Raw genomic sequence first — 19,209 nt, 5'->3', positions numbered from 1 at the left:
GCCACACGTGCCAGACGAAGCTGGTGGCCGGTCTCCTCCTGCGCCCCGTCCTGCGACCAGGTCCGTGACGGTGACGCCCGTCTGCCGACAGGTCATCAGTGATCCATCAGGGAACTGTCAGAGAACTGTCAGGAACCCGGGGCGCGGCGTTCGGGCCGACCTAGCATCCGAGCATCGTCTCTTCCCCACGGACGATCTTCACCACTCTCAGTGATCGAGGTACTTCGGCATGCGCGGTCTCTCCCGCCGGTCCCACACGCTCGCCCAACGCGCCGTCGCGGGCGTCCTGCTGTCGGGTCTGGCCGTTGCCGGCCTGATGGTCTCGCCGCAGCGGGCCGCCGCAGCCGACTGCGACGGCCAGAGCAGCGTGGGCGGCGGCAACTGCACCACGGCCCTGATCAACTCCATCGGTGCCATGATCGGCGGCTTCCGCAGCGCGGCCCTCCAGGCGCAGGCCGACAACGCCGCGTTCACCCAGGGCATGGCCAGCCAACTGAGTGCCGCGGCTCCCGGCTACAACGTCATGGTGTTCAAGTACGACGGCACCGACCTCTACGACACCATCTGGTTCCGCAACGTGTACGAGGCGAACATGAACGGGGTGCTGGTCGACACCACCGTCAAGCTGCAGCACCACGACTCGCAGGGCGGCCCGGCCGGCTACGACGACTTCCGTATCTGGGTCTTCGCGGGTGACTCGACCTTCACCAACAAGGGCGACGGCGGGTACGGGAACTGGGCCTTCGTCGGCTCCGACTCCGACCGGACCGTGAGCACCACCAGGTCCTGTGTGCTGATTCGCTGCGTCGACAGCAAGCGGATCATCCACTTCCCCGCCCGCGACATCACGGTCCCGGGCGTCCCCAAGAGTGGTGGCACCCCGATCACCGACACCCCGGGCACCCCCGGCATCCCCGCGCACGATGACGGCGATGACAGTGATGACGACGGCAACGGCAACGGCGACGGCAACGACGACGGCGACGGTGGCGACACCAGCACCACCCCGGCCATCCCCGCGCACCAGGGCGGCGGCAAGGGCGGGGGCGGCAAGGGCGGCAGCGGTGGTGGTGCCGGCATCGCCGGGCTGCACCACCCCAAGGTGAAGAACGGTCGGGGGCCGGTGGTCACGGGGTCCTCGATCCTGGCCGGAGCCAGCGGCGCCAAGAACTCCGCCTGGCAGTTCACCGCCCTGGGCAACGGCCGGTACAAGATCACCAGTGCCGTCTCCGGGCTCGCGCTGACCGAGAACACCAAGACCTTCTTCGCCGAGGCCAAGCCGTGGACCGGCGCCGACGCGCAGAAGTGGCAGCTCGTCAGCGCAGGCGGCGGCCAGTACCAGATCCGGATCACCGACCAGGACTGCCTGACCTACGACGAGGACGCCAAGGCGCTCGGCGTCTGGACCTGCAACAACGCCTGGAACCAGCAGTGGAAGCTCCAGTAGCAGTCACCCGCGCACGCTGACCCGACGCACCCCGACCCGGCACCCGCCCGGGTCGGGGTGCGGCCGTATTCGAGGTGCGGTCGTATTCGAAGTGAGGCCGTATCCGAACAGCGCCTGGTGGCCGCCGGTTCCAGCCTCCGACCTCCGATCACGCGGTGGTGTGGCGGGTGATCAGTTCCAGCAGTCGGTGTACGGCCTCGTCCACTCCCGGGCGGTGTACGGCGACCACGGTGGTCTCCAGGTGGGGCGACTCTCCCCGCAGCGGGACATAGGCGACTCCGCGCTCGTGACGGACTGGGCGATACGCGGACAGCCCTACGGCTGCCGGGCGTTCGTCGTCCTGCTGGTGTTCGGCACGGTCTTCGGCCTGGCGGTCGTCGTCGCCGAATCCGTGATCAAGATTGGAGCAGCAGGTCGTTGACCGGTACCTCGACCTGCACCGCGACCGATAGGGGCCCCGATTCTGCGGGCGGCTGCGCGCGAAGGCGCCGGGCTGGCAGGATCGCCCGCATGAGGATTCTCGTGCTGGGCGGTGGCTGGTTCCTGGGCCGGGCGGTCGTGAGTGGCGCGCTGGAACGAGGTTGGGAGGTGACCACGTTCACGCGTGGCCTGTCCGGTATCCCGGTGCCCGGAGCGGTCGCGGTGCACGGCGACCGGGAGCGGCCGGAGGACATGGCGCGATTGGCCGAGCACGGACCGTGGGACGCCGTGATCGACACCTCCGCCTCCGAGCTGTCGCCCCGCACTGTGCTGGGTGGCACCCGGGCCCTGGAGCCGGTCGTCAGCCGGTACGTCTACGTCTCCACGGTGTCCGTCTACGAAGGCTGGCCCATCGAGCCTCTGACCGTGGACTCGCCCGTGCTGGATGCCCCGGCCGACGCCGGACCGGAGTACGGGCAGCTCCCAGAGGGGTGGACAGGCCCAGACACGTACTACGGACGGCAGAAGGCCGGCGCCGAGCGGGCAGTGACCGAAGCATTCGGCCTCACCCGTACGAGTCTGCTCAGGCCGGGCGTCATCCTCGGGCCCGGCGAGTACGTCGGCAGGCTGCCGTGGTGGCTGCGCAGGGCCGAGCGAGGAGGCCGCATCCTCGCGCCGGGCGATCCGGCGAAGTCGATCCAGCCAGTCGATGTGCGGGACGTGGCGGCCTTTGCGCTCGATCAGGCCCAGCGTGTCGGGCACCAGGTTCACAACGTCACCGCGCCGGTGGGCTGCGAGACGATGGGCGGCTTCCTCCAAGCGTGCATGGACGTGACCGGCAGCTCCGGCGAGTTGGCGTGGGTCACCGATGAGGTCCTGCTCCGCAGCGGCCTGCGCCAGTGGACAGAGATCCCGCTCTGGCGGACACACCCAGGCGTGTGGGCCATCGACTCGTCGTCGGCGATCGCGGCCGGCTTCCCCCGCCGGCCGCTGGCGGAAACCGTCGCGGACACGTGGTCCTGGCTCCTCCAGGGCAACATGCCCGTTCCGCATCAGCGGTGGGACGAACACGGGATTGCCCCGGACAAGGAGCGCGCCGTTCTGGAGAGTGCCCGCTAGCCGATCCCCCCGTCGATGGCGAGCCGCACCGCGCCGGGTCCGAGGGTGCGCGGTGCGGCGACCAGCGTAAAGTCGTCGATCTGCTCTGCGAGGTCCCGCGCGACCAAGGCGTCGCGGAAGCTCGGCGAGGCCAGCTCCGCCCGGACCGCGTTCACCCGGCCTACGAGGCCGGCCCCGCGCCACTCCCTCGGCAGACTCAGTACGGGACGCATGGCCTCAGCGGCACCGTCGAGGTCACGCCGCATCAACAGGGCCGTCGCCAGGTCCGCGCCGGCTTGCGGGGCAACCGCGAGCGGTGTGGAGGCCGAGGACTGGGAAGCGATCAGTTCCAGCGACCGCCGGGCGGAGGCCTCCGCGCCGACCCCGTCCCGCAAGAGAAGCAGGGTTGTGCTGTTGCTCATGGCGACGCGTTCCACGCTGAAATCGAACTCACCTGCGATCCCATCGTGGAGATCGTCCACGGCGGGGCCTCGATCGGCCAGGCTTCGATCTATTGCTGCGTGGGCCTCCGCGGTCCGGCCGAGGTGCGCATACGAGCGGGCAGCGATTGCCGCCAGCCTCGCCTGGCCCGTGGCACCGACCCCTTGGAACGAATGGGCCCGCTCGATCTGGCGAACCGCCTGGGCGGGGTTGCCGCCCCAGTAGTACAACAGGGCGAGGTAGCCGTGGGCGTAGGCCTGGAGCGGCCCGTGCTCCGCCACCTGGCCGTACAGGGCAGAGGCACGCATCAGTTCGACTGCGGTCGGCATCGAGCCGAGATCGAACGCGCAGGCACCCAGGAGCGCCGATGCCTGGCCGGCGACGACGTAGAGGCGGCCTCGTTGGGACAACAGCTGCGTACGGTCGAGCATCACGGTGGCAAGGCCGAGCAGTTCCTTGGCCGCCATGAAGATCTGGTGGGGAGGGGTGGTGGTGTTTGCTCGGACCAGGCGTACCAGGTCGTCCTCGAGTTGGTCGAGGCTGAGGTCGGGAAGCAACTGTGAGGCCGCGTCGGCGGCGTGGGCGCGGGCATCTCGTGCGGTCATGGCGAGTTCTCTTTCATCGAGCACTGGAGTGGGTACTGCGCGCAGTACCTGTGCCTGCTCGTCGGTGCAGGGCGCGAAGAGTTCGTCGACGGGCTTGCCGTACATCCGCTCGAGAATTGCGGGTGCCGGGTGGTGAGGCCGGGCGACTTGTCCGGCACGCCACCGCGTGAAGCTCTTGTCCGTCAGAACGACGTTTCTGAAGGCGATATCCCCGGTCCGCTCGTAGAGGAGCGCTGCGACCCGCCTGTACTCGGCCAGGAAGCTCCGGAAATCCATGCGGGCCTCGATGACTAAGGCATCGAACACAGTGTTCATCGCGTCGCGGTCCCTTCGGGGCCGCAGCCCCAGCTGCGAACTACTTCATCCCCTTGCCTACCACCTCTGGACCGGTGGCCACACAGGTGATGCGGAAGTGTCCACGAACTGTCCGCAGCTTGTCCCTGGCCTCACCCGAACGAGGAGCAAGTGTCCCTGCTTCGTGGGTGGTTCTGTCTCCGCACCCCAGTCCATGGTTGATCCCCGTAAGCGAACTGTAACGGGGCGTCAAGACGCTCCTGATGACGGGAGCGATGCACATGGTGGCCGTCGAACAGCCGCGATCTCTCCACCACTGGGAGGCCACGCTGACGGCAGTTCCGGCCGCGGCCTCCACGGCACGCCGAATGGTGGGCTCAGTGCTCAGAGAGTGGGGATGGGAGAACGACCGGGCATCCGACCTGGTCCTCATCGCCTCGGAACTGGTGACAAACGTCGTTCGGCATGCCAGCCGGTCGCGCGGCAGTATCGGTCTGCACCTTCAGGAGACCGGCGGCGACTGCCGGATCGAGGTTCTGGACTGCCGCCCTGACCTGCCGCTGCCGGAAACTCCGGTTGCCCGCGGCGAGTGTGGCCGGGGGCTGCTCCTCGTCCGCGAGCTGGCGGACGACACGGGCGTGGTAACGACCGCCACGACCAAGAACGTGTGGGCAAGGGTCCTTCTTGCCGCTGGCGATACGCCGAGGCGCACTCCGTGAAAACCGCGACCAGACGGGCCATGCGGGCCGTCGGTTGGCAGCGTCGCCGAACGCCGCCTACTCCCCGGTCGGCGCCCACCCAGGACGTCATCCACCACATGTGCGTCCTCGAACTTGCCAACCTGGCCGCCCAGATGGGACCCGTCCTGCCCGTCGTCCAGCCGAGAAGCCTCGCCAACTGCGGACAGCAGACGGCTCGTTGAAGCCGGCACGTACCAACCCCCAAGGAGAGACCGTCGTGAACACCGAACCCGACTCCGGCACCCCGGAGACCCTGCGCGCCGCCATGGTCAAGACGTTGCGTGAGGACGGGACGATCCGCACCGAGCGCGTCGCCGAGGTCATGGCCCGCGTGCCGCGCGAGCACTTCGCCCCCGAGGCGCAGCCCGTCGACGCCTACGACCCGGAGCGGCCCGTGGTGACCAAGCGGGACCGGGACGGGCTCGCGATCAGTTCGGTCTCGGCCGCCAACGTCCAGGCGTTCATGCTGGAACAGGCCGATCCGCGGCCCGGCGAGAACGTCCTGGAGATCGGCTCCGGCGGGATGTTCGCCGCCTATCTCGCCGAGCTCGTCGCCCCCGATGGCGCGGTCACCACCATGGACATCGACCCGGAGGTCACCGGCCGGGCCCGCCGGATGGCCGGGTACGTGCATGTGCGGGTCGTCACCGCCGACGGCGCGTTCGGTGTCCCGGAGCATGGCCCGTTCGACCTGATCGTGGTCACCGTGGGGGCCCCGGACGTGCCGCCGGCGTGGCTGGAGCAACTCGCCCCGGGCGGGCGGATCGTCGTGCCGCTGCGCCTGCGCGGCCTGATGCGTTCAATCGTCCTCGTCCGCGACGGCGACCACCTGGTGAGCACCGGGTACGAGCTGTGCGGGTTCGTGCCGATGCAGGGCGCGGAGGAGAACCGCGAGCGCCTGGTGCTGCTGCACGACGTGCCGGGCGAGGAGGTCGGTCTGCGGCTGGACGACGGCGACCAGGTGGACGTCGACGCCCTGCGCGCGGCGCTGGCCTCGCCCCGGCAGGAGCTGTGGTCGGGGGTGACGGTCGGCGGCGAGGAGCCGATCGACGACCTGGACCTGTGGCTGGCCACCGCGCTGGACGGCCACACCCGGCTCACCGCGACACCGGCCGCGCGGGACAAGGGCATCGTCGCGTCCGCGTCCCCGCTGGGCGTGGCCACGCTGGTGGTCGGCGACACCTTCGCCTACCGCACCGTCCGGCCCGCCGACGAGACCCGGACCCGCTTCGAGCTCGGCGCCTACGGGCACGGCCCGGCCGCCGCCGCTGCCGCCGCCCGCCTCGTCAACGAGATCCGTACCTGGGACCGGGAGCACCGGGGCGGATCCGGGGCCCGTTTCGAGGTCCACCCGGCCGGAACGCCCGACGGCCGGCTGCCCGCGGGCCGCGTGGTCGACAAGACCCACACCCGCATCACGATCTCCTGGCCCGAGAAGGCGTAGCTGCCGCCCGGCCGCCAGGTGACGCACCACCGAACCCCTTCACCAGATCCCCAAGGAGGACGCACATGGACACGCACATGGACATGGACACCGGCTTCGAGCTGGACATCACCATCGTCGCGCAGGGCCCGGTCATCGGTGAGCTGATGAGCAGCACCGACGACGGCTGCGGCAAGACCTGCCAGTCCGCCTGTTCCAACAGCGGCTGCATCGCCTGACCCACTCCCGTACCCGGGCCGGGGCCCCGCACAGCCCCGACCCGGACTCCGTCCTCGCCTCGCTCCTGCACATGCACCACATCCGCGCCGCCGGGATCGACCAGGACAGCGAACGCGCCTGCCACCGTCTCGCCCGCGCCACCGCACTCGCCCGCACCCACCGACACCGAGGACACCACCCCCGATGACCCCCGCCACCGTCGCCGCGCCGTGCGATCCCACCGACGCACACCCCGCCCAGTCCCTCGCGTCCGGCGCCGTCGGCATCACCCTGCTCCACGCCGAACGCGCCGCCCTCCACCACAACCGCTGGAACGCCGTCCACGACTGGCTGACCGGCATCTGCCGCCAAGCCCTCATCGGCTCCGACGACGCCGGCCTGTTCGTCGGCGCACCCGCCCTCGCCTTCACCCTCCACACCGCCGCCGACGGCAGCGAGCGCTACACGAAGACGCTGCGCACCCTGGACGCGGCGGTCGACAGGCTCGTCCACCGCCGCCTGGAACAGGCTCACGCCCGCATCGACTCCGGGAAGTTCACCCGCGCCGCCGAGTACGACCTGCTGTACGGGCTGACCGGCCTCGGCGCCTACCTGCTCAAGCGCGACCCGCGCGGCGACACCCTGCACGACGTCCTCGCCTACCTCGTCCGCCTCACCGAACCGCTGCCCGGCACCGACCTGCCCGGCTGGTGGGTCCGCTACGACCCGGCCGGACGCACCTCCGCCGCCTTCCCCCACGGCCACGGCAACGTCGGCCTCGCCCACGGCATCACCGGACCCCTCGCCCTCCTCGCCCTCGCCAAACGTGCCGGAGCCCTCGTCGAAGGCCACACCGACGCCATCCTGCGCATCCTCCAGTGGCTCGACAACCTGCGGCAGAGCGGCCCGTCCGGGCCCTGGTGGCCGCAATGGGTCACCGCCGACGAACACCGCCTCGGCGCAGTCGTCCAGGCCGGCCCGCCCCGGCCCAGCTGGTGCTACGGCGTCCCCGGCCAGGCCCGCGCCCAGCAACTCGCCGCCATCGCCCTCGGCGACGCCCACCGCAAGCGCGCCGCCGAGCACGCCCTGCTGCGCTGCATCACCGACCCCGCCCAGCTCGCCCAGATCAGCGACGCCGGACTGTGCCACGGAGCCGCCGGCCTCCTGCACACCGTCCACCGCGTCGCCCAGGACGCCACCAGCCCGGGCCAGTTCACCGCCCACGTGCCCGCCCTGCGCGCCCTCCTCCACGCCCAGGCCCCCGCCCGCGAACCCGGGCTGCTCGACGGCACCACCGGAGTCCGCCTCGCACTGCACGCCACCGACCGCGGCGGCGCCCCTGCCACCGGCTGGGACGCCTGCCTCCTCCTGTCCTGACCACCACCGCACTGAGAGGCTGCCCCATGGCTCACCCCACCGCACACCCCCAACTGGAACGGTCGATCCTGGCCGTCCTCACCGGTACCAACGTCGCCGAAGCGGCCACCGGCGCCGGTATCCCCGCCGCCGAACTCGCCGTGGCGGCCGAGACCTACCGCTGCGCCGGGCGCTCCGCCATCGCGGCCCCACCCGACACCTGGGTCCACGTCACCATCCAGCCCACCGACTGGCCCGGTGCCGAGACGCAGATCGCCCTTCGCCTCGCCCCTGCCCTACGCGATGCCGAGACCCGGGGCAGCGTCACCATGTGGTGGTACGTCCGCAAACACCCCTACTGGCGACTGCGACTTCACCCCGGACGGGGCAACAACCCGGCGACGCTACGGATCAGTCTGGCCCTGCTCCTCGACCAACTCCGGGACGAAGGGGCGATCGCCGCCTGGTCGCACGGCAGCTACGAACCCGAGACCGCCGCCCTCGGCGGCCCCCTGGGCGTCGATGCCGCCCACGCCCTCTTCCACACCGACAGCCGCGCCATCCTGCTCGAAGCCCTCCGGACCCACCACGGCCAGCCGGCCGCCCCGCCGATCGGGCGCCGCGAACTGTCCATCCTGATGTGCAGCGCGATGCTGCGCGCCGCCGGCCAGGAATGGACCGAACAAGGTGACGTCTGGGCTCGGGTCGCAGCGATGCGCCCGGGCGCGGCCGAACCGGGTACCGAATCAGCGCCCGCGGTCGCCGACAAGATCGGCGTGCTGCTGGCCGCCGACACGATCGCCATGACCGAACCCGGCCAGGTCCTCGATTTGGTAGCGGACCGCATCCACGCCTTCGCATACGCGGGCAGCGAACTCGCCGACGCCGCACACCACGGAGGACTCACCCGCGGGCTGCGCGCCGTCCTCGCCCACATGGTCGTCTTCCACTGGAACCGCGCCGGAATACCCACGGCAGACCAAGCGGTCCTCGCCCGCGCGGCCCGCAGCCACATCCTCGGCGCCCCCGCGCCCCCCACCCAAGCGAGCCGATGAACCCTGTGCACAGGGCAGGGGTTCGACTATCAAACTCCCATCCCGGGCTGCTGGTTGAGGTCCATCCCGCCCGGGGCGGAGTATTACCCCTGCCGCACGGCAGGTACTTGCCGCGCCCCCGGGCGCAGCGGGAACAGCACCGCCCCTACAAGCCGAACAGAGAAAGGACGCTGACCATGGGAGACGAGAACAAGGGTGGACCGAACGACGGCAAGGGCGGCGGGCACGCCAAGCCCGGCTCGCCGGCCATCGGCCCGAACCCCTCGAAGGACGGCCAGCAGCCGACCCCGGCACCGAAGCACAAGAAGAGTTGACCCCCGAACAGCAGCGGGCCGCATTGGTGGCGTCGCTCACCGACGCCGGTTCCCTGCCCCCCGGATGGGCTCCGGTCGTGGCGGCCGTGCCGCGACACGTGTTCCTCCCCGACACCATCTGGGCGGACGAGGACGGCGGCGACACCGAGTGCAGCCGGACCAGGGAACCCGAGCGGTGGATGCGGCTCGCCTACAGCGACCTGCCGATCGTCACGCAGTGGGACGACGGTGCCGGGGACGGCGACCACCGTACTCCCACGTCGTCGGCATCCATGCCCACCATGGTGGCCGAGATGCTGTCCGATCTGGGCGCGGTCCCCGGGCACCGGGTGCTCGAAATCGGGACGGGCACCGGCTACAACGCGGCGTTGTTGGCGCATCGCCTGGGCGCCGAGATGGTGTCCACCGTCGAGGTGGACGCGCAGGTCACCGCGCAAGCCCGCGCCGCACTTCGCAGTGCCGGCTACACCCCCGAAGTCGTCTGCGGGGACGGCTCGCTCGGGTGGGGAGTACGCGCCCCGTACGACCGGATCATCTCCACCGTGTCACTGCGGGACGTCCCGCCCGCCTGGGTAGCTCAGACCCGGCCGGGCGGGGTGATCGTCAGCCCCGTCTCACCGCTGCTGGGCGGCGGGGCGATCGTGCGGCTCACGGTGGGCGACGACGGGACGGCGAGCGGTCCGTTCACCCGATCGGCGGCATTCATGATGCTGCGCCAGCAGCGCTACCAGGGCACTCCGGTGGACGACTACCTGCCCGGTGAATGGCCGGGCGACTCCGCGCAGTCCTGGACGAGCCTCGACCCCGAAGCCATCGGGGGCGACTGGCTTGCACAGTTCGCCTGCGCCCTCGCCCTGCCGGACGTGTACTACCGGCGCAACGAGTTCGGTGACGGCGGCTGGACGTGGTGGCTGTTCGACACGGCCGTCACGTCTTGGGCAACGGTCGACTCCGTGCCCGGGGAATCCCGGTTCGAGGTCCGCCAGTCCGGGCCCCGGCAACTGTGGGACGAGACGGAGGCCGCCCACACCCAGTGGACGGCCGCCGGAAGCCCCGGCTACGAGCGGTACGGGCTCACGGTGACACCCGCCGGACAGGGGGCTTGGTTGGACAGGCCCGGCAATCCCCTCCCGGGGCACCGCAAGTAGAGCGGTAGCCGCGCTCCTGCTCGCGCAGAGCGGGAATCGGCTCCAGGTCGGGTCAGCAGTTCGGAACGGGGTCGGTCTCACTGGTGATGGCGGTGTCCTTCATGAAGCCGAGCTGGCCGTTGTCGGCGACGGTCATCAGCCAGCGGGTCGGGTGCGGCCCGCCGACCCAGGCCTGGTTGTCCTCCTTGCAGTAGAACCAGCTGGGGTCGGAGTTCATGTAGCCGACGACGGTGTCGGGGTCCGGGTAGATGTGGTTGTTGCCGACCACGCCGTACACGGGGGAGCCGGGCACGTTGTGGCAGTACCACCGGTTGCTCTCCCCGGGCCAGCAGTTGTCGGCCGCCGAGGCGGACGGCGCGGCCACGACGCCCAGGCTGACGGCGAGGACGGTGGCTGCAGCGGCGGCGGTGATCCTGGCGGCACGCACGGTGCTGAACATGTCTCACTCCTGGAGTTGTGCCTGCGAGTCGGCCCGGACCGCAGCATGCCCAGCAGTCCAGACATGTCACACATTCGATACGGGCGATAACGCAAAGTAGCTGATTCTCGGGGGTTCGTGGCCGAACGTCTTCGATCGCACGCACGGACGTCGGGGCGGGTGTTCGCCCCTGCCGCATCACCTGTCGGCGATGTCAGCCGCCGGGCCGGCGGCAAGGCGGGTGGCCTGAGTGAGCTCCGCCGGGCCCCGCGAAGGACTGCCCGGCGGGGGCGGCCGTGCGGAAGCGGCCGCCGGGTAACCGATTAGGTGATCGCCGCCTGGTGCCGTACGGTCGGTACTACCGACGCGGGGTGGAGCAGCTCGGTAGCTCGCTGGGCTCATAACCCAGAGGTCGCAGGTTCAAATCCTGTCCCCGCTACCACGAACGCCGAAGGGGCGGACGCGCACTGCGCGTCCGCCCCTTCGGCGTCCTTCGCCTCGTCGACTCGGCCGCCCGCCGACAACGCCGATCTCCCGGATTCCCACTCGTTCTCGTTCGTGCCGTCGGATCCTCTTTCATGGCGATCCGTCGTGGCTGGAGCGTGATCATGTGATCCTCTTGGACTTCGGTGTGCTGGGAGAGGATCCCTTCGGCGACGCATACCGTCCGTCTGACGCATGAGGCGAGCTGGCGACCTACCCCGAAGCCGCTTACGGGCAAACGATCACACTGGTGACACCCTTGCCGGTGAGCCGGTAGTTTGCGGGAAGACAGAGAGAAGAGTTCGCATGGACTCCCGGATCGCCCGCATCCGACGCAAGCTCGCCAAGGTGCCCTATGCCGCGCTGCGAAGCCGCTCCTTCGGTGAAGAGAAGCACGGGTTCCGCCTCGAACCCCCGCTGCTGGACGCGAAGGTCGCCGAGTTCGAGGCCGATCACCACGTCGGACTGCCTGATCCCTACCGAGGCTTCCTGACCACACTGGGCGGGGGCGGCGCATCGCCTTTCTACGGCCTGCTGCCGTTGCCGTCATGTCGGCTGTTCGCGATGGACCCCCGAGGCGAGCCCGGCCGCCCTCGGGGGTTCACGTTCGCCGGCGACCCGTCTCACAGAAGTGACCTTTTCCTGCACATCATCGAGGCAGGGTGCACCTCACCCGCCCTGCGAGCTCCGGTCGACCGCGTCCTGAGGCAGCACCGGTACCGCGCCGGAAGGGGCCATGCCGCGTAGAACGCCAGCAGCACTTCGATCGCGCCAACGATCATGGAGTCGTCCATGGGTGCGCTACCGCGATGTCCCGCGCGTGTCAGGACCCGCAAACGCTGCCATACGCTGCCTGGAGCGTGATCGACTGATTCCTGGCATCGTCGTCACGGCCGTGAGCGTGTGGTCAGCCCGAGTCCACGGGACCAAGCGACGTTGGCAGCCATGGGAGGCCGAATTCACCTGCCTCTGCTGCGGCGAAGGCTGGGCCCGCGACAAGCTCGAAGAGGTCATCTTCATGCTTCCTCCTCGAGCCGCAGGCGAACTACGAGCACGGGTCGACGATCTGGACGCGGTGTTGCTGCGGCGGACCCACCATGAACCACGGACAGCTTCCGAACTGGCCTGGTGGCACTGCAGGTTCTGATCACGGGACCTTGCGCTTTCGCTTCTGAAGAATGCCGTCTTCAATGAGGTCCTCGCCGTTGACGATCCGGCAGATCCCATCCTGATCAGGCACGCCACCAAATCGCAGCACCACGGAGAACGGCGGCTTCCGACAGGTGCCCCCGCAAGCGACTTCGCCCGCCCGGCCGGAGACGGCGGGGCGGGCGAAGTCGGGCCACGGAGGGCTGGCGTCGGGTCAGCGGCCGATCAGGGACTCGGGGCGAATGGGCAGTTCGCGGACCCGGACGCCGGTGGCGTGGTGCATGGCATTGCTGATCGCCGCCGCCGCTGTTCCCACGATGCCGAGTTCGCCGATCCCCTTGGAGCCCATCGGGTTGAGGTGGGGGTCGGGGCCGTCGATCCAGTGCGCGTCGACCGTGGTGACGTCGGCGTGCGCGGCGACGTGGTAGGCGGCCAGGTCGCGTTCGACGTGCCCGCCGAAGGACGGGTCGGTGGTGCTGTGCTCCAGCAGGGCCATCGACAGGCCCATGATCATCGCGCCGGTCAGCTGGCTCCGCGCGGCCGGCGGGTTGATGACGCGTCCGGCCGCGAACACCCCGAGCAGGCGGCGCACCCGCACCTCGGAGGTGTCCTGATCGACCTGGACCTCGGCGAACTGCGCGCCGAAGGCGTGCCGCGCGAACTCCTGGCCGGTGCTCCCCACCTCCTCGGCGGTGTCGGCGTGTCGGGTCAGCCCGCCGGCGGGCGGCTGCCCGCCGTGCTCGGCCAGCTCCGTGCGCAGCTCCTCGCAGGCCCGGGTGGTCGGCGGTCAGCAGGACGTCGTGAGGCTCCCGGGTGCAGCTGATCCGCAGCGCGCGGGCGCCGGCCCGGGCGGCCTCCGGGGTCTCGGCGACCACCAGTGCGACCGGCTGCCCGTGATGGGCGATCCGCGGGGACTGAAGCACGGCCGGCGTCGGGTCGTCGGTCGGGGCCAGCCGTTCGGCGTTGCGGTGGGTGATCACCGCGAGGACGGCCGGGTCGGCGAGAGCGTCGGCGTCCACCACGCCGCGCGCGAGTGCGGCGGTGACGAGCCAGGTGTAGGCGGTGCCGGCCGGGTGGTGGTCGGCCGCGTAACTGTGCCGAGTCGAGGTAGTTAGCGGACTGCGTCGTGTTCGATGATGAGGGCAGCTGGGCGGCCAGGCGGAAGGGCGATTTCACGTTTGAGTTGATTGCCCGGTCCGAGAGTATCTAGCCGAGATCGCGCTCACGGTCTTCAACGTGGGCGCCCCGAGGACTGCCACTGCTGCTCGGCGGCTAGGGAAGGGGGCCGTTGAGGTTGAGCCGGTGGAGGGCCAGGGCAAGGTGGAGGCGTGTGCGTCCTTGTGGGGTGTCGGGGGCGAATCCGAGAGCAGCGGTCGGCTTGGGTAGGCGCGCCTGGAGTGTGGAGTGGTGCAGATGCAACGCGGTGGCCGCCTGGCGGAGGCTGTCGTGGGCTTCGAGGGCGGCCAGGGTTTCCAGTGCGCCGGTGCCGGCTCTTTCTGCCGCGCGTAGCGCGTGCACATCCTCGATCAACGCGTTGTGCGGGGAGACGTGCTCGGCCACGAGGGCCAGGCCGCCTAGGGCGTCGTAGTTGAGGTGGCGCGGACCGTGGACCTCGGCTGTCAGCCGCAACGCGGTCAGCGCTCCGTGCCATGATCGCGGCAGCCCACTGATTTCCACGGCGGGGCCCAGCCCGGCTCTTGGCCCGTGCTCAGTCCCGATGCTGGGTCCAAGGCTTGCGGTGGGCTCGGTCGTGGCGTCGACGACGATGGCGGCGGTCACGTGTCCGAGGCGAGTGCTCCACCGGTTGATCGTTGGATCATCCGGGTTTCCCAGCAGGGCCGCGACCCTGAATCTCGCTGCGGGAAGGGCGAGTCTGCGCACGGCCTGCGCGCGGGCTGCGGCTGTGGCCTCGGGTGAGAGCAGCACTTCCACGCTGGCCGGGTCGTGTGTGGCGGCCCGGCCGCGGGTTCGGTCCAGGACGATGCCCGCCCCGGCCGCGAGGCGTTCGAGAACGATGGCGTCGGTGGGCAGCGGCACGCCGGTGCGTTCGAGCCAGACCCGGCCTGCGGTCGTACCGCGTAGTGCGGTGCCGGGCCAGGAGGGAACGTGTGCCGCCGGTTCCAGCCGGTGGCCGTCGGGATGGATGCGCACCAGGACGTGCCGGTCGGGATCGGCCAGCCCTGCCGTGCAGCCCGAGAGGATGGCCCCGGCCCTGACGAAGGCATCGAGGCCGGCCCGCTGCTCGACGAGGGTGTCGAAGTAGGCGATGGCGCGCACCGCGTCCCCGGCGGCGGGATCCAGTGCCGAGAGCTGTTGGAGCAGTTCTTCCACCACTGGACCATATCCGCCATATGGCGGATGACATGAGCCATCCGGCGGTGGATCGGGCGGCGACCGGCCAGGACACTGGGGCGGCGAACCGTTGAAGGAAGGACCCGAGTATGTACTCCCGACCACCGTTCGACCCCGAGTTGGCCGCAATCCTGGCCACCTATCCGCAAGAGGTGCGAGAACTCGGCTGGCTCGGGCCGGCCGATATCCCCGCCTACCGAGAGATGAACGCGACGGTGCCCGGCGGGGCCGACGCGGCCGCGCTGCGCCGGGACGGGGCCGTCGAGATCGAGGAACGCACGGTGCCCGGCCCCGCCGGGGCGCCGGAGATCTCGCTGCTCATCATGCGTCCTACCCGCGGCGCAGGCTCACGCCCGTGCATTTACCACACCCACGGTGGCGGCATGATCTCCGGCAACAAGTGGGAGCTCTCCCACGTACTCGCCGAGTGGGTGGATGTCCTCGGCATCGTCGGGATCTCGGTGGAGTACCGGCTGGCTCCCGAGCATCCCCATCCCGCACCCGTCGAGGACTGCTATGCCGGGCTGGCGTGGGTCGCGGCCAACGTCGACGAGTTGTCCATCGACCCCGAACGGCTGATCATCTGGGGCACGAGCGCGGGCGGTGGACTGGCAGCGGCGACGGCGCTGCTGGCTCGGGACCGCGGCGGCCCGGCCCTGGCCCACCAGATGCTGCAGGCGCCGATGCTCGACGACCGCTGCCGGACCCCGTCCAGCCAGGAACTCGACGGCGAGGGATTCTGGGACCGCCGGGCCAACCTGACGGCATGGACCTGCCTGCTCGGGCAGGCCAGGGGCGGGCCCGAGGTCTCGCCCTACGCGGCTCCGGCCCGCGCGGCAGACCTGAGCGGGCTGCCCGCCACCTACATCGACACCGGTCAGGTCGACACCTTCCGGGACGAGTCCATCGACTACGCCGCGCGGCTGTCCCGGTCCGGAGTCCCGGTCGAGTTGCACGTGTGGCCGGGGGCCTGGCATGCCTTCGCCACCGCCGCGCCGCAGGCGGCCATCTCGCAACTCGCCATCGCGGCCAGAACGGCCTATCTCAAGCGCGTCCTGGACTACTGATCCGAAAATGACAGCGGATTGACTCGTCAACAGGCGGGGTGGGCCACCGGTGCAGCGGCGCGGTGGCGTTGCACCGGTTCTCTGCGCGAACTCGGGAGCGAGCCGGACGTGCCCACTTCGTTTTTCGACCACCCCCATGAACCCCGGGGTCCACGCAAGCTGACCCAGCCCCGAATAATGCCGGGTCCGGCGAGAATCGCCTCTCCGGCGTCTCAGCCGAGCTGACGAACCACAGGTCAGCGCACCGCTTCCAAACCATGATCAATGAGACCGTTCCCGCGCGCTCGGGTGCGGCGGGGGCTTCGCCGGTGCGAGGGTGTGCCGGGGTTCAGGTCCGTGTGGTGAGTCGTGCGAGTGCCGTGTCGTACCGTGCCTGGACTTCCGTGTCGGGTGTTGCGCGCAGCAGTGCGGTGAGTGCCCGTACCGCGCCGTCGTCGTAGCCGGCGGACTCCGCCTCCCGCGCGGCGAGGTCGAGTTGGGTGACGCCCTCGGTGTGGTTGCCGAGTCCCAGCAGTGCTTCTCCCTTGATGGTGAGCAGCAGGACGTGGGGGATGTCGGTGGTGTCCGGTTGGTTGCCGAGGGCCAGGGCGTGGGTCGCGGTGGTGAGGGCCTGGTGCCAGTGTCCGGCATCGGTTTGGTGGCGGGCGAGGTGCTGCATCGCCAGCCGTTCCATCCTCTGGTCGCCGGTCTCGCGTGCCAGCTCGACCGCGCGTTCGCAGCTCCTCGCGGCCTGGTCCAGGCCGCCGAGGGAGGCTTGGACCATGGCCAGCACGATCAAGGCGTTGGCCTCGGCGAACGCGTCACCGGCGCGGGCGGCGAGCGCGGAGGCCGCTTCCAGGTGGACGAGTGCTTCCGGGGTGCGCCCTTCCTCGGTCAGGACCCAGCCGAGGACGTTGAGCACCCGGGCCTCGCCGTGTTCGTCGGCGTTGGCGAGCGTGGCTGTGAGGGCGGTCTCCAGGAGCGGTACCCAGCCGTCGCGGACGCGCCACACGATCAGTGGCCACATCGTCATGACGATGCGCCAGGTCCTGTCGTGCAGTGCGGCGGCGTGCGCCGCGGCGACCGCCTGGGTGAGGTTGTTGCGCTCGGCGGCGTACCAGGCCACGGCGGCGGACCGGTCGCCGAACTCCCGCACGGCGGCCGGCGGCAGGAAGTCCGCCGGAAGCGGAAAGCAGTCCTCCGTACCGGGCTCGGCCGCCGCGACGGCGCCGGTGGCGGTGGTGATGTAGTGGTCGAGGACGCGCTTGAGCGTGTCGGGCTGGGCGTCCAGGCCGCGGGCGTAGAGCCGCACGAGGTCGTGCATCGTCCACCGGCCGGGTGCCGTCTCGGTGAGCAGGTGCGCGACGGCCAGGCGCTCCAGGACGCTCTCGGCGGTGGCGGGGTCGGTGCCGGCCAGGGCGGCCGCCGCGTAGCGGTCGACGTGCGTGCCCGGGTGGCGGCCGAGGGCGGCGAACAGGCGGGCGACGTGCGCCGGGAGTTGTCGCAGGGTCAGGCGCAGCGCGGCCCGCACGCCGGTGTCCTCCAGGTCCAGCAAGCTCAGCCGCCGTGTCTCGTCGGACAGTTCGGCAGCCATCGTTCCCAGGGACCAGTCGGGTCGCCCTGCCAGACGGGCTGCTGCCACCCGCAGGGCCAGCGGCAGCCCGCCGCACAGCTCGGCGAGCCGGAGCGCGGCGGCCGGCTCGGCGTGGACCCGTTCGGTGCCGAGGATCCGGGCCAGGAGCATGGTGGCGTCCTGGGGGGCGAGGACGTCCACGGCGACGGGCCGGGCGGTGTCGGTGACGATCAGTCCCGGCAGCCGGTGCCTGCTGGTGACGACGGTGACGCAGCGGTCGCCGCCGGGCAGGAGCGGCCTGACCTGTTCGGAGTCACGCGCGTTGTCGAGGACGACGAGGAGTTGGCGGTCGGCGGCCAGGGAGCGGAAGAGTGCGGCCGCGCCGTTGGCCGACTCCGGTATTCGCTCCTGCGGCACGCCCAGGGCCAGCAGGAACTCGCGCAGGACCTCGACGGCGGCCGGCTCGCCGGTGTCGCTGAAGCCGCGCAGGTCGGCGTAGAGGCGCCCGTCGGTGAGTCCGGCGGGATCGTGGTGGGCCCAGTGCAGGACGAGGGCGGTCTTCCCGACCCCGGCGGGCCCGATGACCAGGCAGACCGGGGCCTCCCCCGCCGTGGCCCGGGTCAGGGCGGCGAGCTCAGAGGCCCGTCCGTGAAAGGCGCGCGGTGCGCGCGGCAGCAGATCGGGCGTGCTCGTGTTCAGGGTGGCCTCCGGTGCGGCGGCGGGCGGCGGGGCGTCCGCCGTGCGGGCGGGGCGGGGCCGGCCCAGGCTCGCGGCCTCCTCCAGCTCCCGGGCGTCGGCCGCCTCCAGGCCCAGGGCCTTCGCCAGGGCCTGGACGGTGCGGCGCTGCGGCCCCCGGGAGCGGCCCTGCTCCAGATAGGACAGGGTACGTACGCTCACCCCCGCGGCGTGCGCCAGGTCTTCCTGGCTGAGCCCCGCCCTGCGGCGCAGACCGAACAGCAGCGTGCCGAAGGAACGGTCTGCCGGTGCGTACGAGGCCATGCTGAAGCTCTTCCCGTGTTCGACGTGGCCCCGCCGAACGCCGAACCTCAACCCGCAAAAGTATGCGGTACGTACTTTTGCGGGCGAAATTGCATGGTTGGCGCCCGCCCGCCCAGGTTGGATCTAGACCTGAGGAAGACGACCCCGGGAGCCAAACCGGGGAGTACTGCCCCTTCGCCGAGCCCTCGTCCCGCCGGGACCTGAAAGGCCCGGTGAGCGGGTAGCCGGTCGCTTCCCCGCTGTCCGTCCCGCGAGAACGCGCTGCCCCGATGCAGCGGCAGGCGCTCTCGCGGGCTCCTCGCCGCGCGCCACCACACCTGCGCGGAAGAGCTTTCAGGGAGTACCACCCGATGTACCTGCATCCGACGTCCACCATGCGCCGAGCCGGAAGGCGGCTGGCGGTGCTGCTGCTGGCCATGGCCGCCGCCTGCGGCCTGGTGAACGGCTTCGCCGCGCCCCACGCTGACGCCAACACCACCCAGCGGTGGACCGACATCGACTGGGACATGACGGGCTACGACTCCGCCGCGCGCCCCAGCTCGGCCGCCGCCAATCAGTCCGGGGAATACCGGCGTGTGGTGGACCGGATGCGCGAAATCGCCGGCCAGCCGATGGCAGGCCTCCCGAAC

The 19,209-nt window shown here is 70.8% G+C and carries 18 protein-coding genes, 1 tRNA gene and 1 pseudogene (1 of these 20 only partly in view); 15 read left to right on the top strand and 5 right to left on the bottom strand.

Features of this window, described 5'->3' with window-relative positions; all coding sequences use genetic code 11:
- Nucleotides 1-229 precede the first annotated feature (229 nt).
- From A6F73_RS35050 to A6F73_RS35040, 3 genes are all read left to right on the top strand, one after another.
- The gene (locus A6F73_RS35050; RefSeq protein WP_063352367.1) at nucleotides 230-1,447 is read left to right on the top strand and encodes an RICIN domain-containing protein; all 1,218 of its coding nucleotides are present in this window, start codon (nucleotides 230-232) and stop codon (nucleotides 1,445-1,447) included.
- A 160-nt stretch (nucleotides 1,448-1,607) separates the two neighbouring features.
- The gene (locus tag A6F73_RS35045; protein WP_063352366.1) at nucleotides 1,608-1,868 is read left to right on the top strand and encodes a hypothetical protein; all 261 of its coding nucleotides are present in this window, start codon (nucleotides 1,608-1,610) and stop codon (nucleotides 1,866-1,868) included.
- Between the two features lie 89 nt (nucleotides 1,869-1,957).
- The gene (locus A6F73_RS35040; RefSeq protein WP_208869248.1) at nucleotides 1,958-2,986 is read left to right on the top strand and encodes an NAD-dependent epimerase/dehydratase family protein; all 1,029 of its coding nucleotides are present in this window, start codon (nucleotides 1,958-1,960) and stop codon (nucleotides 2,984-2,986) included.
- On the opposite strand, the gene A6F73_RS35035 is transcribed toward A6F73_RS35040, so the two are convergent.
- Nucleotides 2,983-4,326, bottom strand: a complete 1,344-nt coding sequence (locus A6F73_RS35035) for a hypothetical protein (protein ID WP_063352365.1) — start codon at nucleotides 4,324-4,326, stop codon at nucleotides 2,983-2,985. The genes A6F73_RS35040 and A6F73_RS35035 overlap by 4 nt on opposite strands.
- A gap of 260 nt (nucleotides 4,327-4,586) precedes the next feature.
- Here A6F73_RS35035 and A6F73_RS35030 point away from each other — a divergent pair, with 260 nt between their 5' ends.
- The 8 genes from A6F73_RS35030 (at nucleotide 4,587) to A6F73_RS35010 (ending at nucleotide 10,560) form a co-directional block, all read left to right on the top strand.
- Nucleotides 4,587-5,024 (top strand): ATP-binding protein, encoded by a 438-nt coding sequence (locus tag A6F73_RS35030; protein ID WP_063352778.1) that lies wholly within the window; start codon nucleotides 4,587-4,589, stop codon nucleotides 5,022-5,024.
- Nucleotides 5,025-5,262: 238 nt separating this feature from the next.
- A complete protein-coding gene (gene fxlM / locus A6F73_RS35025) occupies nucleotides 5,263-6,489 on the top strand; it encodes a methyltransferase, FxLD system (RefSeq protein WP_244293817.1) in 1,227 nt (408 codons plus the stop codon).
- Nucleotides 6,490-6,554: 65 nt separating this feature from the next.
- A complete protein-coding gene (locus tag A6F73_RS40005) occupies nucleotides 6,555-6,707 on the top strand; it encodes an FxLD family lanthipeptide (RefSeq protein ID WP_079136525.1) in 153 nt (50 codons plus the stop codon).
- Complete coding sequence (locus tag A6F73_RS44465) at nucleotides 6,656-6,895, top strand: lantibiotic dehydratase C-terminal domain-containing protein (protein WP_347878573.1); 240 nt, start codon at nucleotides 6,656-6,658, stop codon at nucleotides 6,893-6,895. The genes A6F73_RS40005 and A6F73_RS44465 overlap by 52 nt, the downstream gene beginning before the upstream one ends.
- Nucleotides 6,892-8,064, top strand: a complete 1,173-nt coding sequence (locus A6F73_RS35020; RefSeq protein WP_063352364.1) for a lanthionine synthetase C family protein — start codon at nucleotides 6,892-6,894, stop codon at nucleotides 8,062-8,064. The genes A6F73_RS44465 and A6F73_RS35020 overlap by 4 nt, the downstream gene beginning before the upstream one ends.
- A gap of 26 nt (nucleotides 8,065-8,090) precedes the next feature.
- The gene (locus A6F73_RS35015) at nucleotides 8,091-9,098 is read left to right on the top strand and encodes a thiopeptide-type bacteriocin biosynthesis protein (protein WP_063352363.1); all 1,008 of its coding nucleotides are present in this window, start codon (nucleotides 8,091-8,093) and stop codon (nucleotides 9,096-9,098) included.
- Nucleotides 9,099-9,274: 176 nt separating this feature from the next.
- On the top strand, nucleotides 9,275-9,412 hold the full coding sequence (locus A6F73_RS41960; protein ID WP_159398702.1) for a hypothetical protein: 138 nt from the start codon (nucleotides 9,275-9,277) through the stop codon (nucleotides 9,410-9,412).
- Nucleotides 9,409-10,560 carry a methyltransferase domain-containing protein gene (locus tag A6F73_RS35010; protein WP_079136524.1) on the top strand — a complete coding sequence of 384 codons (1,152 nt, stop codon included), beginning with the start codon at nucleotides 9,409-9,411 and terminating at the stop codon, nucleotides 10,558-10,560. Before A6F73_RS41960 ends, A6F73_RS35010 begins: the two co-directional genes overlap by 4 nt.
- A gap of 52 nt (nucleotides 10,561-10,612) precedes the next feature.
- On the opposite strand, the gene A6F73_RS35005 is transcribed toward A6F73_RS35010, so the two are convergent.
- Entirely contained in the window at nucleotides 10,613-10,999 is a 387-nt protein-coding gene (locus tag A6F73_RS35005) for a hypothetical protein (protein ID WP_063352362.1), read from the bottom strand.
- A 344-nt stretch (nucleotides 11,000-11,343) separates the two neighbouring features.
- Between A6F73_RS35005 and A6F73_RS35000 the strand changes: the two genes are divergently transcribed.
- Nucleotides 11,344-11,420, top strand: a tRNA-Met gene (locus A6F73_RS35000).
- 347 nt (nucleotides 11,421-11,767) lie between these two features.
- Nucleotides 11,768-12,208 (top strand): hypothetical protein, encoded by a 441-nt coding sequence (locus A6F73_RS34995; RefSeq protein WP_063352361.1) that lies wholly within the window; start codon nucleotides 11,768-11,770, stop codon nucleotides 12,206-12,208.
- A 616-nt stretch (nucleotides 12,209-12,824) separates the two neighbouring features.
- On the opposite strand, the pseudogene A6F73_RS34990 reads toward A6F73_RS34995, so the two are convergent.
- Nucleotides 12,825-13,358: pseudogene (locus tag A6F73_RS34990) on the bottom strand (molybdopterin cofactor-binding domain-containing protein); the annotation flags it as partial.
- Nucleotides 13,359-13,882: 524 nt separating this feature from the next.
- Nucleotides 13,883-14,941, bottom strand: a complete 1,059-nt coding sequence (locus A6F73_RS34985) for a helix-turn-helix domain-containing protein (RefSeq protein WP_063352775.1) — start codon at nucleotides 14,939-14,941, stop codon at nucleotides 13,883-13,885.
- A 110-nt stretch (nucleotides 14,942-15,051) separates the two neighbouring features.
- On the opposite strand from A6F73_RS34985, the gene A6F73_RS34980 reads away from it, so the two are divergent.
- On the top strand, nucleotides 15,052-16,029 hold the full coding sequence (locus tag A6F73_RS34980; protein WP_063352359.1) for an alpha/beta hydrolase: 978 nt from the start codon (nucleotides 15,052-15,054) through the stop codon (nucleotides 16,027-16,029).
- Between the two features lie 328 nt (nucleotides 16,030-16,357).
- Here the strand turns inward: A6F73_RS34980 and A6F73_RS34975 are convergent, their stop codons facing one another.
- The gene (locus tag A6F73_RS34975) at nucleotides 16,358-18,580 is read right to left on the bottom strand and encodes an XRE family transcriptional regulator (RefSeq protein ID WP_063352358.1); all 2,223 of its coding nucleotides are present in this window, start codon (nucleotides 18,578-18,580) and stop codon (nucleotides 16,358-16,360) included.
- 350 nt (nucleotides 18,581-18,930) lie between these two features.
- Between A6F73_RS34975 and A6F73_RS34970 the strand changes: the two genes are divergently transcribed.
- Nucleotides 18,931-19,209, top strand: partial view of a ribosome-inactivating family protein gene (locus A6F73_RS34970; RefSeq protein ID WP_159398701.1) — the 5' portion only. The gene runs 738 nt beyond the window's last position; the window shows 279 of its 1,017 coding nt (coding positions 1-279); the start codon lies at nucleotides 18,931-18,933; its stop codon lies beyond the right edge, outside the window.

This window comes from Streptomyces sp. MJM8645, from assembly GCF_001625365.1.
Taxonomy (GTDB): Bacteria; Actinomycetota; Actinomycetes; order Streptomycetales; family Streptomycetaceae; genus Kitasatospora.
This window is presented reverse-complemented; position numbering and strand designations above follow the sequence as displayed.

Excerpts from the sequence above, each read along its gene's own strand:
- A6F73_RS35040 (WP_208869248.1), top strand. The coding sequence starts at position 1,958 with ATGAGGATTCTCGTGCTGGGCGGTGGCTGGTTCCTGGGCCGGGCGGTC.
- A6F73_RS41960 (WP_159398702.1), top strand. The coding sequence starts at position 9,275 with ATGGGAGACGAGAACAAGGGTGGACCGAACGACGGCAAGGGCGGCGGG.
- A6F73_RS35005 (WP_063352362.1), bottom strand. The coding sequence starts at position 10,999 with ATGTTCAGCACCGTGCGTGCCGCCAGGATCACCGCCGCCGCTGCAGCC.
- A6F73_RS40005 (WP_079136525.1), top strand. The coding sequence starts at position 6,555 with ATGGACACGCACATGGACATGGACACCGGCTTCGAGCTGGACATCACC.
- A6F73_RS35035 (WP_063352365.1), bottom strand. The coding sequence starts at position 4,326 with ATGAACACTGTGTTCGATGCCTTAGTCATCGAGGCCCGCATGGATTTC.
- A6F73_RS35020 (WP_063352364.1), top strand. The coding sequence starts at position 6,892 with ATGACCCCCGCCACCGTCGCCGCGCCGTGCGATCCCACCGACGCACAC.
- A6F73_RS34980 (WP_063352359.1), top strand. The coding sequence starts at position 15,052 with ATGTACTCCCGACCACCGTTCGACCCCGAGTTGGCCGCAATCCTGGCC.
- A6F73_RS35050 (WP_063352367.1), top strand. The coding sequence starts at position 230 with ATGCGCGGTCTCTCCCGCCGGTCCCACACGCTCGCCCAACGCGCCGTC.
- A6F73_RS34975 (WP_063352358.1), bottom strand. The coding sequence starts at position 18,580 with ATGGCCTCGTACGCACCGGCAGACCGTTCCTTCGGCACGCTGCTGTTC.
- A6F73_RS34995 (WP_063352361.1), top strand. The coding sequence starts at position 11,768 with ATGGACTCCCGGATCGCCCGCATCCGACGCAAGCTCGCCAAGGTGCCC.
- A6F73_RS35015 (WP_063352363.1), top strand. The coding sequence starts at position 8,091 with ATGGCTCACCCCACCGCACACCCCCAACTGGAACGGTCGATCCTGGCC.
- A6F73_RS35030 (WP_063352778.1), top strand. The coding sequence starts at position 4,587 with ATGGTGGCCGTCGAACAGCCGCGATCTCTCCACCACTGGGAGGCCACG.